The sequence below is a fragment of the Dyadobacter jejuensis genome, assembly GCF_003149085.1.
In the GTDB taxonomy this organism is placed as follows: Bacteria; Bacteroidota; Bacteroidia; order Cytophagales; family Spirosomataceae; genus Dyadobacter; species Dyadobacter jejuensis.
The window spans coordinates 488,669-503,006 of the sequence record NZ_QGDT01000001.1; the positions used below are offsets into that span (position 1 = coordinate 488,669).

9 protein-coding genes are annotated in these 14,338 nt (G+C 46.1%); all 9 read left to right on the forward strand.

Translation table 11 applies throughout. The features are described 5' to 3' along the window. Positions 1-24 precede the first annotated feature (24 nt). Positions 25-1,941 (forward strand): AAA domain-containing protein, encoded by a 1,917-nt coding sequence (locus CLV98_RS02110; protein WP_109672373.1) that lies wholly within the window; start codon positions 25-27, stop codon positions 1,939-1,941. A gap of 227 nt (positions 1,942-2,168) precedes the next feature. Next, positions 2,169-4,106 (forward strand): T9SS type B sorting domain-containing protein, encoded by a 1,938-nt coding sequence (locus CLV98_RS02115; protein ID WP_109672375.1) that lies wholly within the window; start codon positions 2,169-2,171, stop codon positions 4,104-4,106. A gap of 380 nt (positions 4,107-4,486) precedes the next feature. Next, positions 4,487-7,732, forward strand: a complete 3,246-nt coding sequence (locus tag CLV98_RS02120; RefSeq protein ID WP_229203164.1) for a SusC/RagA family TonB-linked outer membrane protein — start codon at positions 4,487-4,489, stop codon at positions 7,730-7,732. Positions 7,733-7,759: 27 nt separating this feature from the next. After that, a complete protein-coding gene (locus CLV98_RS02125) occupies positions 7,760-9,199 on the forward strand; it encodes a SusD/RagB family nutrient-binding outer membrane lipoprotein (RefSeq protein ID WP_158281188.1) in 1,440 nt (479 codons plus the stop codon). A 253-nt stretch (positions 9,200-9,452) separates the two neighbouring features. After that, the gene (locus CLV98_RS02130) at positions 9,453-10,067 is read left to right on the forward strand and encodes a GDSL-type esterase/lipase family protein (RefSeq protein WP_109672378.1); all 615 of its coding nucleotides are present in this window, start codon (positions 9,453-9,455) and stop codon (positions 10,065-10,067) included. A 23-nt stretch (positions 10,068-10,090) separates the two neighbouring features. Next, positions 10,091-10,816: an esterase family protein gene (locus tag CLV98_RS02135; protein ID WP_109672380.1), complete on the forward strand. Its 726-nt coding sequence runs from the start codon at positions 10,091-10,093 to the stop codon at positions 10,814-10,816. A gap of 127 nt (positions 10,817-10,943) precedes the next feature. After that, the gene (locus CLV98_RS02140; RefSeq protein ID WP_109673034.1) at positions 10,944-11,726 is read left to right on the forward strand and encodes a haloacid dehalogenase type II; all 783 of its coding nucleotides are present in this window, start codon (positions 10,944-10,946) and stop codon (positions 11,724-11,726) included. A gap of 282 nt (positions 11,727-12,008) precedes the next feature. Further along, on the forward strand, positions 12,009-13,382 hold the full coding sequence (locus CLV98_RS02150) for a Gfo/Idh/MocA family protein (RefSeq protein WP_109672383.1): 1,374 nt from the start codon (positions 12,009-12,011) through the stop codon (positions 13,380-13,382). A 251-nt stretch (positions 13,383-13,633) separates the two neighbouring features. Beyond that, positions 13,634-14,209, forward strand: a complete 576-nt coding sequence (locus tag CLV98_RS02155) for a DUF4136 domain-containing protein (protein WP_109672385.1) — start codon at positions 13,634-13,636, stop codon at positions 14,207-14,209. Positions 14,210-14,338: the final 129 nt, after the last annotated feature.

Here is a 14,338-nt window from a genome sequence, read left to right on the forward strand (position 1 = left end):
TAAAATATCCGTTTAACTTTGCATATGGATTATTTTAAAAAGTTGCAGGAACTGCTCCAACTGGAACGAGATGAGGATCGACGTAATTATGAAAAACTAGCCCTACATAGTAGTGTGGCCTCCAGAAGAGCGGAAGGGCTGGCCTGGTATCCCATAGCTATTAGAGGATCTGAGCTAGGCCGGGGCGACTACCTCACGGTAGAGCTAGAGCGCACCACGCACCAAGACCTTCCTCATCAATTGCGCTTTGGCGTGCCCGCTGTGTTATTCTCTAACCATGACCCTGCCAAGGATAAAATAGAGGGGACCATTGCCCACCAGAGCGGTAACAGGCTAAAGTTATCCCTAAAAACCGATGAGCTGCCCGACTGGGCCCGAGATGGTAAATTGGGGGTTGAACTCTTGTTTGACGACAACAGCTATGACGAAATGAAGGCCGCCCTTAAGCGCGCCGAGGGAGCCTTAGAAGATTCTGAAATATCAACCTATCTTAAGGTGTTGACCGGGCAGAAAAGTGCCACTTTTCTGCCCAATATACCATTTTTTGATTTTCTTGGACTGAATGCCTCCCAAACCAAGGCTGCCCAGCAGATTGTATCGGCCAACGAACTAGCCATTGTACATGGTCCTCCCGGTACCGGAAAGACAACCACCCTCATTCAGGCTATCAAAGCGTTGGTGAAGTCGTCGCATCAGCGGGTATTGGTGGTGGCCCCTAGTAATACTGCCGTTGATTTGCTCAGCGAGAAACTCAGCGGCCAAGGGCTTCAGGTGCTTAGAGTTGGTAATCCGGCCAAGGTTTCGGAGGCGCTTGGTAGCCTGACCTTGGACCATCAAATGTCGCAGCATGCACGATATAAGGATATAAAAACCCTGAAGAAACAAGCCAACGAGTTTAAGAATATGGCGCATAAATACAAACGCCATTTTGGTAAATCGGAAAGGGAACAACGTAAGGCCCTCTTCGACGAGGCCCACAAAATCATGAAGGAGGTAGGCAGGACGGAGCAGTACATTCTCGACGATCTGGTGGCGAAGGCAGAGGTGGTCACGGCTACTCTGGTGGGGGCCAACCATTATACCGTTCGGCACTTGACCTACGACACCGTGGTGATCGATGAGGCGGGCCAGGCTCTGGAGCCAGCATGCTGGATTCCGATCTTAAAGGGGAAGAAACTCGTGTTGGCCGGCGATCATTTTCAGCTCCCGCCCACCATTAAGTCGGAGCTGGCCGCAAAGGCTGGATTGGAAATGACGCTCCTAGAGAAACTGGTAGAAAGTAGCCCAGATGCCGTGACCATGTTAGAAGAGCAATATCGTATGCATACTCATATTATGGGTTATTCCTCAGGTGTTTTCTATCAAAACAAATTATTAGCCCATCCCACAGTCGCCCATCGCACCTTATATGCCGATGCAACAGCCTTGGCTTTTATTGATACCGCTGGCTGTGGGTTCGAGGAGAAACTGGAAGGTACCAGCTCTACCAATCCCGAAGAGGGAGCGTTTTTGGTGCGTCAGCTGTCGCTGCTGATATCCGAGTTAGAAGTCCAACAGATCGACCTAGATGCTTCGTTCCCTACGATAGGGGTCATTTCGCCCTATAAGCAGCAGGTGCATCTGCTGAAGGAACTGGTGGACAGACATCCTGCCCTAGAACCCTACCGCCGTTTTATTAATGTCAATACCATTGATAGCTTTCAGGGGCAGGAGAGGGATGTGATTCTGATCAGTCTGACGCGCAGCAACTCAGAAGGGAGCATAGGCTTCTTGTCCGATATTCGCCGGATGAATGTGGCCATGACCCGTGCCCGAAAAAAATTGGTCATGATCGGCGACAGTGCGACCTTAGGACAAGCGGCTTTTTATGCCAATCTGATCACTTATGCCGAGCAACAGGATGCGTATCACAGTGCATGGGAGTTTGTTGGCTCAGAGTAAAGGGCTTGCGGGAGGGAATAATAATGACGGTTATTGCGTCGAATTTTTTCATTTAATCAGCTTTTTCAACCTTAAGGAAATACGGAACTCCCTAAATCCGTTAATGAAGTATTCCCTTTCTGGTAATGATAATTTGGCTAAATTTGTCTGATATTCAGTAATGATAGCTTTTTAGTCGATCTAGAAATATTGGATTTTTTTTTAAGATTACTAGAATATACACGCCTATGTATTTAAGATTACTTTTTACTTTCTGTCTTCTTATAGGAGTTAGAGCCTCTTTCCTTCCATATGCCATGTCTCAAGGCTTATGCGACCGAGGAGGGGGAGGGTTCTCTTTGGATAAAACGGAAGGCTGCGCCCCATTGACGGTGACGATCACCAATGAGGTAGCCAATAGCTTTGCCGATGGGTATGTGGTGGGATATAATGGAGTGTCTACTACCAATGTGGCCTTTATAGATGGGCTCAGCTCCTTTACCTATACCTCGGCGGGAGTATATACCCTACTCCAAAAGGTGGTTACTGCAACTGGACAGTATTACGCCTGCAAAACGGTTACGGTCGCTGAAAATAGAGGTATTTGGGCCACCTATACCTCTTGCGGAGGGTCTAAGGTAGTTTTGACCCTAATCGATAATGTGATATTACAGGCCTATGACTGGGTAGAAGTGGACTGGGGCGACGGGCAAAGTTTGACCTGGAATAAGGGTGACGACCTGACGCTCGAATATACTTATAAAGACACATCGGTAAAGCCTAGCATCCGAATAATAGGGCATTATAATGCAGGGAAATCTTGTGATAAGGGTTTGGCAAGTGTGCTTCCGGTGGTATTCCAACAGGCCCAATTACAGGATATCACCATTCATAGTATCGAGATGAAAGGGGGAGGGAGTGTCGAAATTGATTATATGGGGCTTACCGGAGTCTATACTGATCTAAAGTACAGTTCCGATGGGGGTGCTACTTATACTACCGCCGCTACCCGCTCAGGGGGCGGTACGCAGATTGCCCGAATAAATGGCTTGAATCCTGCTCAAATCTACCAAGTTAAATTAGGGTCCAGGGATTTGTGCGGTGGCGTTTTGGATAGTGATGTGATTACCTCTATGGTGTTGAATGGAAGCACTGCCAATGAAACTAATATCTTGACCTGGAACGAATACCCCTCCGGCCAGTCTTTTGAAAGCTATGAATTGTTTCGGGATGGCATCTCTATTCAGACATTTACAGATATCAAGGAAACGACTTTTACTGACGAAAATGTGGAATGTGGCGATAATTTTGAGTACCAAATCGTTACTAAAACTACAAATATTAGCTCTATTTCGGCACCTATTAGCGTTAAAACCGTGGTGAATACTCCTGGAAGTATAGAGCAGGCTTCCGTTACCGTCGACGCCGACGATCTAATCACCATCGATGTGGATGTGCCAGGAGCCAGTGGGAAGTCCAACTACGAAATAATTATTGAAAAAGCCGATGCGGGGAGTACCACATTCAAAAGGTTAGCCACGCTGTATAACGAGACCAGTTATAACGATCCGGATGTAAAAGCCAATGAACAGTCCTATTGTTATAAGGTGAGCTACCGCAATGCCTGTGGACAGACTTCCGCAGAATCCGATCCATTCTGTTCCATTCATCTCTCTTTCGATCAACCCTTGCTAAGATGGACTACTGAAAATCCATTTTTAGATGCCCTAGACACTTATTCTCTGAACCAAAGCAGTGCGGCGGGTAGTTCTGATTTTGCTCTCAATCAGGCGAATAACTACCTTCCCAAGTTTAATACCCAGTCCGATTTGGAATATAATTTTCAGGTTACGGCTAGCTCCGCCAATGGGAATTTTATAAGTAAGTCGAACCTGCTGAGTTTAAATCGGAATATTAATGTGTACCTCCCTAGCGCCTTTACCCCCGATGGGGATGGAGATAATGAGGTGTTTCGTGCCTATGGAACCCTAATAAAAGATTTCAGTCTGACCATATTCAATAAATGGGGCCAGGTGATCTATTTCTCAGAAGACTCCAATGAAGGGTGGGATGGGACCATCAAAGGTGCAGAGGCCCCCGTTGGAGCCTATGTATATAAGGTGAAGGTTGTCGATATTATCGGTCAGGAAGTATTTAAGTCCGGTACCTTTATGTTGCTACGATAACTTGCTTGGCGTAACGCTAGTTCAAAATCGACGTTCCCTTCATCCGTATGGCCGATATTGCCTTTGTTAAAGATGCGGGTTAATTGGTGGTAAATTCTAAGGAACCTCTAATCATACCAGTTAGGTTTCTATTTATAACCATTTTTTTTTTCTGAATTTCAGCTTGTTACCATTTTCTGGTTGAAGGCCCCCTCGTGTTCGGATAGGGGGCTTTTATGGTTTTATTATCTATGTAAATTTAAAAATAGCATTAGATTTTTTATAAAATACATTCTATTTATTACTATATAATAGTAATATTAAATATTTGAATTATGCAATTAAATTGATAATTTTATATAAGTTTCAATTTGGTAAAATCACATAATTTAAATATTTGGATGATGAAAAAGCATATACTTGTCTCCTTAGGCATTTTGCTTCTTTCGAGTATGCAAGTGTTTTCTCAGGAACGGCTCGTTAGTGGTACGGTTACCACCGACGACGGCTCGGTATTACCGGGTGTAAATATTGCAATAAAGGGTACCAACCGCGGTACCAGTACGGACGCAAGCGGTAACTATGAGCTAAAAGCTGAAAAGGAATCTATTTTGGTATTTAGTTTTATTGGCTTCTATAAGAGAGAGGTTACGGTGGGCAATCAATCGGTTATAAACGTGCTACTTCAATACGAAATAAATGAACTAGAGGAAGTAGTAGTGACCGCCTTGGGTATAACCAGAGAACGGAAATCCCTAGGTTTTGCGGTTCAGGAAATCCAGGGAGATCAGGTTTCTGCAGTGAAGCAACAGAATTTTGTTAATTCCCTCTCTGGCAAGGTGGCCGGAATACAGATCCGCCAAAACAATACCTTTGGGGGATCAACCAACGTATTGATACGTGGGAACAATTCCCTGGCGGGCAATAACCAGCCTTTATTTGTGGTAGATGGGGTGCCCATCTCGAACTATCAGGGCAACAGTACCAACCAAACCAACGGGCGAAGGGGCTACGATTATGGTAATGCAGCCTCCGATATCAATGCGGAGGATATCGCCAGTATTTCCATTCTGAAGTCGGCCGCTGCAACGGCCCTTTATGGTTCTAGAGGGTCCAATGGGGTGGTTCTGATCACTACCAAAAGAGGATCTAAGCGCAAAGGTTTGGGGCTTAGCGTTTCTAGTGGCGTCAACTTCGGCCAAATCGACAAGTCCACATTTATTAGGTATCAGAAAAAGTATGGAGCCGGCTACTCACCATGGTATGGTCCTACCAATCCTTACTTCGAAGATGCCGATATCAATGGAGATGGAGTTCCCGATTTGGTAAACCCCACCCGTGAAGACGGCTCCTACGGTGCCGCTTTCGATCCTAACTTGATGGTCTACCAATGGGAGTCTTTCGTTCCCGAGTCGGAGCATTACCTAAAACCCATGCCTTGGGTGGCGGCACAAAATGACCCTTCCAAGTTTTTTGAACAACAAGTCACCTGGAACCACAGTGTGGGCCTTAACGGAGGCAATGAGAACGGTACTTTTCGCTTAGCTTATACGTATTTTGATGACAAGGGTATATTACCCAACAGTTCTCAAAAACGACATAACCTGAATTTTAATGGGACCTATAATTTCAGCAGTAAACTAAAGTCCTCTATCTCGGCTAATTATGCCAATCAGGGTACTATAGGTCGGTATTCTACCGGTTATTCCGACAACTTAATGACCAATTTCAGGCAGTGGTGGCAAACGAATGTTGATATTAAGAGACAAAAGTACTTTTATGACCTAACCGGACGGAACGTAACCTGGAACATGGATAACCCCATCGATGGTAATACGGGGCCTATCTATTGGGATAACCCTTACTGGACGCGCTGGCAGAATTATAATTCCGACGATCGGGGTCGACTATATGGAAACGTCAAGGTAGAGTATCAACTTACCGATTGGTTTGGGCTGCTGGCTCGCTCTTCCTTGGATACCTATAAGGAGCTGCGGGAAGAAAGACGGGCCGTGGGTTCTATTTCGACAGAATTTGGCCTCCAAAATAACGAGGAGCGCTCAGGATACCAACGGACCGATATCGATTTTACGGAGCAAAATTACGACTTGATCGGTAATTTTAACAAGGATCTTGGTAATGAGCTGAATTTGAGTGGGATTGTTGGGGTGAACATACGGAAGGAAAGTCGTGAAACCATCATTCAGTCTACCTCAGGTGGGCTCGCTATTCCCGGGCTTTATGCCATAAGCAATTCAGTAAATAATGCACCGTTGCCCAAAGAAACCCTCGAAGAGAAACAGGTAAATGGTTATTATATCAGTGCTTCGTTGGGGTACCAGGATACCTACTTTTTAGATGTTTCCGATCGGGTAGATGTGTCCTCAGCCTTGCCCAAGGCCAATAATACCTATAACTATTATTCCTTTTCGGGATCTTATATTTTCTCCAATCATATTGACGCGGAGTGGTTACGATTCGGGAAGTTTCGGGTCGGTTATGCCGAAGTGGGCAATGATGCACCGGCCCTAAGCGTAGGGGATGTATACAGCCGTATCGATAACTTTGGGTCTTCTATCCTGACCTCCGTACCCTCTACCAAAAATAACCCGGATCTAAAACCCGAAAGGACCAAGAGTTGGGAGATAGGGCTGGAACTCAACACCCTTGCGGGTAGGCTTGGCTTGGACCTTTCGGTCTATCACGTCAATACCATCAATCAGATTCTGCGGGTGACCCAGTCCTTCGCTACGGGCTTTCAGTACCGTTATGTCAATGCCGGAAACCTTACCAATAAGGGCCTTGAGCTATCGGTGATGGCGACCCCCTTAAAGACGGATGACTTCGAGTGGAAAGCGGTGGTGAACTGGTCCAAAAATGTTAATAAAGTAGGGGATCTGTACGAAGGGGTGTCCAATATTGTCCTCAATACATACCAAGGAGGAATCACCCTCAATGCCACCAAAGGGGAGAAGTACGGTACGATCCGTGGATCGGGCTTCACCTATCTGGATGGAGAAAAAGTAGTGACCCCTGCAGGGTACTATCAGGCCACGGCCGATCAAGTGATAGGGGTCGCCCAACCCAACTGGATGGGCGGGATCACCAATAGTTTTACCTACAAGGGAGTAAATCTGAGTTTTTTGGTGGATGTTTCTAAAGGCGGAGATGTGTATTCTCTGGATATGCATTATGGTCAAGGAACAGGACTTCCCGATTACACGGCTGCGCTCAACGACTTAGGAAAGGAGGTACGTGCTCCGGTGGCCGATGGGGGCGGGTTAATTAACCCAGGTGTGCAAGCCGATGGCACCCCCAATACCATACGTGCTCGAGCCAATGACTACAGTGGTTATTATTATTGGGGCAATGCATCGAGAAATCCGTCGGCCCTCACCGTCTACGATGCTAGTTACGTAAAACTACGGGAGGCTGCACTTTCGTATCGGATCCCTCAAAAGGTCCTTGGAAAAGCCATTCAGAACGTTACTTTCTCGGTGGTCGGGCGAAATTTATGGATCATCCATAAGAATGTTCCCTTTGCCGATCCTGAATCCGGTTTAGGTGCAGGCAACGCCCAGGGGTATTTGTCGGGTTCTTACCCTACCGTTAAGAACTTAGGTTTCAAATTGCAGCTCGATTTTTAGTCCCAACATTTTCAACCGATGTCAATCATGAAAAAGTTACTATATATACTGACTCTAGCGGTGGTATGGGCGTGTACCGATAATTTCGAGGCAATCAATACCGATCAAAAGAATCCGGCTACCGTAACGGGTGAGTCTTTGTTCAATAATGCTACCGAAAGGTATCATCATATTTTGAATAATGCCGACGTCAATACCAATGTCTTTAGGCTTTATGCCCAGTATTGGGCCCAGACCACCTATCCCGAGGAAAGCCAGTACCAACAGATACAGCGGAAAATTCCTGATAATTGGTTTGAACGCTGCTATAGAGACGCCCTAAAGGACCTGAGTGAGGCTGAAAGAATTATCGGATCCGAAGCTGCCAATGCACTGACGGCTCCCGTGAAAAAGAACAAGCTGGCCATTATTCATATTACTCAGGTGCAGATTTTTGCCAATTTGGTCGATTTGTTTGGGAATATTCCCTACAGTGAAGCCTTGGATTTTGGCAATCCCAATCCAAAGTACGACGATGCGAAGACAGTTTACTACGAACTCATCGCCCAGCTCGACCAGGCCATTGTGGACATGGACGTCGATGCCGCCGGTTTCGATGCCAATAGCGATTTGGTACATCAGGGAAATATGAATATGTGGTGGAAAACTGCCCATTCCTTAAAACTTCGAATGGCCATGCGGCTGGCTGATACTGATCCTGCTAAGGCCAAGGCCATGGCCGAAGAGGCCGTGCGGGCTGGGGTGTTTAGCTCGGTTGCCGAAAACCTTTCGGTAGAATATACCAGTAATGCCCCTTACACCTATCCCGCTTATGAAGACTTGGTCCTAAGTGGTAGGAGCGATTATATTGCGGCCAATACGATTGTCGATAAAATGAATGCCCTCAACGATCCCCGTCGGCCCTATTACTTTCAAGAGAACTTGGGGGCTGGGGTCTTTAAAGGGGGAATTTATGGTTCTGGCAATGCATTCTCCTCCTTTTCTTCGCCAGGCAAATTCATGTATACTGCCAACAGCCCTGGAATCAGCTTCTGCTATTCGGAGGTGCTTTTCTTGATGGCCGAGGCTGCCGCCAGAGGTATGGACGTAGGCGGCACGGCCGCTCAGTATTATGAACAGGGTGTTACGGCCTCTATCTTGGAATGGGGAGGAACTACAGAGGACGCTTTGGCTTATTTGAGCCAGCCAGAAGTAGCCTATGCCACAGCCTCAGGAAATTGGAAGCAAAAAATTGGCATCCAAAAATGGTTGGCCCTCTATAATAACGGTTTGGAGGGATGGACTACGTGGAGGCTTCTCGATTTTGAGTTGTTTAATATCCCAGCAGGGCTGACCCGTGCCGATATTCCGCTGCGTGTCGTATATCCCGTTAATGAGGCGACCCTCAATGGCGCAAATATGAATGCAGCAGCCTCGGCCATGGGTGGCGATAAGGTTCAAACGCCCATATTCTGGGATATGCAGTAAAGTAGAATGGAGGAGGCTCCACCCCCTCGCCCTAATCCGGATGCTACTGAAGTGTCCGGATTCTTTCGTTTATCGTATACCTGCTTTTTTATTTGATAACACTGAATTTACCATTTGGTAATATTTCATTCTTATGTTTAAGGATGCTTATTTACTGTCGAATTTATTTGTATTTAATGGGTTATTATACAAGTATTTAATGGATTACTGTGTAATTTAGGCGGACAGCGTATTCAATTAAATTCGTAGTAGAATGGTATGGTATGAAGAAGAAGTAAAGCGAATCGAAGGCCTACAGGAAACCTTCGATTATTTGCCAGAAACCGTATTTTATGGAAGTTCTAGTATTACCCTATGGAGCAGCCTATATACGGATATGGCCTCATTAAAGCCGATCAATCTGGGTTTTGGAGGTTCTACATTGGCGGCTTGCTCCTGGTATTTTCAACGGGTCATAGAACCCGTTAAAAGTATGCAGCGTCTGGTGTTATACGCCGGAGATAATGATCTGGGAGATGGGCGCAACCCTGAGGAAGTGTATCTGTTTTATTCTCAGTTGATCTACCATCTTCGCGAAAAATTTGGCGATATACCTTGTTATTTTATCAGTATCAAGCCGAGTTTTCAACGTTGGGAAATCATCGGGCGAATCAAGACGGCTAATCGGCTCATTCGTCAAGAAACAACCAAAGACCCTCATCAACATTTTATCGACATATATCCCGATATGCTCAACGATCAAGGTGTTCCGTCTCGAAAACTTTTTGAACCCGACGGCCTGCATATTAGCGCCGAAGGTTATGTAATATGGAAGAAAGCCGTACAAGAGGCGATCCTCGAGGCGGAAAGTTTACAACACGTCATATAAACCCTCAGAATTGTCCATTAGTTATGGAGAGAGCCTATCACAAATGGTTTAGCACTTCCCTCCAACGGTCCATGGAGCTGTTAGTATTTGGAAATAAAGGACTACCCGTTGTCTTTTTCCCTACTCGGTCGGCACATTTTTATGACCTCGAGAATTGGCGTATTATAGAGGCCATGCGGGATAAAATAGAAGGAGGTTACTTACAGGTATTTTGTGTGGATAGTATCGATTGTGAGAGCTTTTATTCTTCTTCCCCGCCTCCCGATCGTATACGCAGACATATTCAATACGAAAAATATATCATTCAGGAAGTTATTCCATTCATCAAGCGACAGAATACCCACCCGCAGTTGGGGGTAGCGGGTTGTAGTTTGGGGAGCTATCACGCGGTTAATATTGCCCTCAAGCACCCTACTTTATTTCATAAGGTATTGGGAATGAGCGGGAGGTACGATCTCACCAAACCCCTGCCTTTTTTTGCCGATCTGATGAATGGCTATTTTGATGATAATGTATATTTTAATATGCCTAACCAGTACGTCCCAGGCATTACCGACTCGCAGCTGATCCGACAAATCAGCCAAATCGATATTACGATTGTCATCGGAAGAGAAGATGCCTTTCTGGCCGATAATCAGCAACTTAGCGATGCTTTAAATAAAATAAATGTCCCACATAAATTGTTTGTCTGGGAGGAAGAAGCCCATCGACCGAGGTATTGGCGAGAAATGGTAAAAATATATTTATGACCTTTTAATCGACTTTGTCCAAACCTCTTACGCTTTTCTCACGTTCATAGGGGGAGGGTCTCTCGGGCTTGGTAGAGCAGGTAGCCTAGTCCAAAGAACCCGACTTTAATTAAAAATGAAGAAATCGATGAACAAAAACCGAAGAGAATTTATGGAAAAGGCGTTGAAGGCAGGAGGGATAGGGATGTTAGCTTCAACCCATACCTTAGCACAGGATGAAAACCCTCAGATGGCACGTCCTAAGGTGCTTTTTTTCGATGTAAACGAGACTTTACTCGACCTTAATGATATAAAAAAGAGTGTGGGTAAGGCTTTGCAGGGGAAGACCGAATTATTACCCCTGTGGTTTACCACCATGCTACAGTATTCTTTGGTAGAAACGGTGGGCAATCGGTACCACGATTTTGGTACTATAGGCGCCGCCGCCTTACAGATGGTTGCGGCCAATCAGGGGATCGCACTTTCCGACGCTCAAGCCAAGGAGGCCATTAAGCCCATCCTAAGCTTGTCGCCTTACCCGGAAGTTAAGGCGGCATTAGAGGCATTGAAAATTGCTGGGTATACTTTGGTTTCCTTGACCAACTCGTCGAGCAAGGGCGTTGAGGCCCAGCTGTCTCATGCAGGTCTTAGCCACGTGTTCGATAAGCAACTGAGTATAGAAGAGATAGGGAAGTATAAACCCCATGCAGATGTATACAACTGGGCTGCTCGCAAAATGGGCGTAGCTCCAAGCGACTGCTTGCTCGTGGCTGCCCATGGCTGGGATGTCGCCGGCGCCTTATGGGCGGGGTGGAGAGCCGCTTTTGTAAGCCGGCCAGGCCAGCAGATATATCCGTTGGCACCAGCCACTGAGATTACCGCCCCCAACCTAAAAGAAATTGCTCATGCGTTAATCAGCCTGCCCAAATAAAAGGCAAGGCAACTTAAAGCCCAAGTTGCTGGCGAGATGGCACCATGGCCCCAAGACTGTACCTCCATACGGCTTGGGGCCATGGTTTTTGCTATTATACCTCGCTCCAAGCTGTTTCGTATGGTAGGGATATTCTTGCCCTTGCCAGCCCTCTTTCCGAAGTGCGGTATATGGCAGTACTAATAATTTTGGGGTACAACTTAGTATACTCTTCTCCCTGTTTTCTTTTAATAGCGCATGTAAGGATAAACGACTGTTTAACATCTTAAAAAGAATAAGCATATGTATAGCTTTAATATAAATAGGCGAAATTTTTTGCAGGGAGCTACGGCAGCCTTGGCCCTGTCTACCTTTGGAGCCCAGGGAATGGACTTAATCAACCCAGCCAAGCCCTTTAGAGTGGGGCTGATTGGTACGGGATGGTATGGTAAAAGTGACCTGTTTCGGCTCATTCAAGTGGCGCCGGTGGAGGTAATTGCCCTGTGTGATGTCGATAAAAATATATTGAAAGCGGCTGGTACCCTGGTGGGCCAAAGGCAGAAGTCGGGAAAGGTACCTAAGTTGTATGGGGACTACCAAAAAATGTTACAGGAAAATGAGCTGGATATCGTGCTGATCGGTACGCCCGATCATTGGCACGCCTTACAAACCATAGATGCCGTAAAAGCCGGGGCACATGTATATGTACAAAAGCCCATTAGTGTAGATGTGATGGAAGGTGAGGCCATGGTGGCAGCGGCCAGGAAATATAAAAAGGTAGTGCAGGTAGGGACCCAACGTAAAAGTACGCCGCACCTGATCGATGCCAAAAAGAATATTGTAGATGCGGGCCTTTTGGGGAAGGTGTCGCATGTAGAAATGTGCTGTTATTTTCATATGCGAAATGGAGCCAACCCACCCCTAGAGCCAGTGCCTGATTATTTGGATTATGAGCGCTGGACGGGTCCAGCCCCATTACGACCTTACGATGGCCTCCCACATATCAGGTGGTGGAGGGCATTTATGGAATATGGCAATGGTATTACTGGCGATATGTGTGTGCATATGCTCGATACAGTACGTTGGATGCTGGACTTGGGATGGCCTCAGAAGATCAGCTCTACCGGTGGAATATACATGAACTCCGATGCGAAATCCAATATTTCGGACACCCAGTCGGCCATCTTCGAATATGATAATCTAAACTGTATATGGCAGCACCGGAGCTGGGGTACACCCAATAATCCGGCTTACCCCTGGTCTTTTACCTTGTATGGGGAAAAAGGTACCCTTTGGGGGAGTACAATGGCCTACGATTTTATTCCACAAGGAAAAGGGGAGAAGATCCATAAAGATGTGGTATATGAAAGGGAAAAATATCCGGAAGACCTCAAAGAGGAGCGAATAGAACTCAATGCGGCCCCAGCAACACGTTTGCATATGTTGGACTTTTTGAATGCCATCGAAAAAAGCAGTCGGCCCATTGCCGATATCGAAGAAGGGCATATTTCTACGGCAAGTTGTATTTTGGCCAATTTGGCGATGCAATTGGGCAGGCCGTTGGCATACGACCCTGTCAAAAAAGAAGTCACAGGCGACAGGGAAGCTACTGCCTTGCTGGCTCGGGCGTATCGAGAAGGGTACGAACATCCCGACTACCGCCAGCTGGGGGGCTAGGTCCTTTTTTTGCAAAGTTAATCACAGCAATATCCTCAGGGTATTGCTGTTTTATTTTTGGCATACCCTTTGATGCCCAACAAGGTGGTGGCCGTCTGTAGTATTGGGATCCTAAAAATAGGCTAACTGCCAAACAAGCCCTTTTAATCACCAATACCTGCAACAATTTTGCCCAAAAAATCGTATATTAATGGTAACCGTTTTCGGCTAAGGAAACCGGTGTCAACAATAAACTTTAAAACGGAATAGACATGAAAAACTGGAATTTCAAAATAAAAAATATCCTATACATAGGGTTATTGGGAATATTACTCACGGCCTGTAGCCAGGCCTTACAGGTAAGCTATGACTACGACTCGTCGGTCAATTTGAAGCAATTCAAAACCTTTAAGGTAGAGGCTGAGTTGAATATGGAACAGGATCCATTGCTCGGCAGTGAACTCAATCGCCGGCGGTTGCAGGATGCCGTCGTAGAGGTAATGCTATCGAAGGGATATACCCAAGTAGCAGATACTCCTGAAATTACCGTGCGGTTTATGACGGACGTAAAGGACAGGCAACAGGTTCGCTCCAATAATATGTACTCTCCATATATGTGGTGGTACGGAGGTGGAAATAACATCTCTACCTACAACTATCAGGAAAGTCGTTTTATCCTAAATATATACCAGAATACCAGCGATAGGATGATATGGCAAGGTTGGGCTTCGGGAAAGGTGAAGGCGCCTACCAAGAAGGAGGATCGCCAGACGATGGTTAAAAACACCATAGCCGATATCCTGCGAACCTTCCCTGAGGCTACTTTGGATACCTATAGTAGGAATTAAGAAACCTATTTGTAAATTGTGGGGTGCTCATGTGGGCACCCTTTTTTTATATTTCTCGTTAGCCTACCTCAATAGGCGGTCAGGGACCCGAGGTGGGGGGGGATTAGCATGGTTGAAAATGGTTGCCCC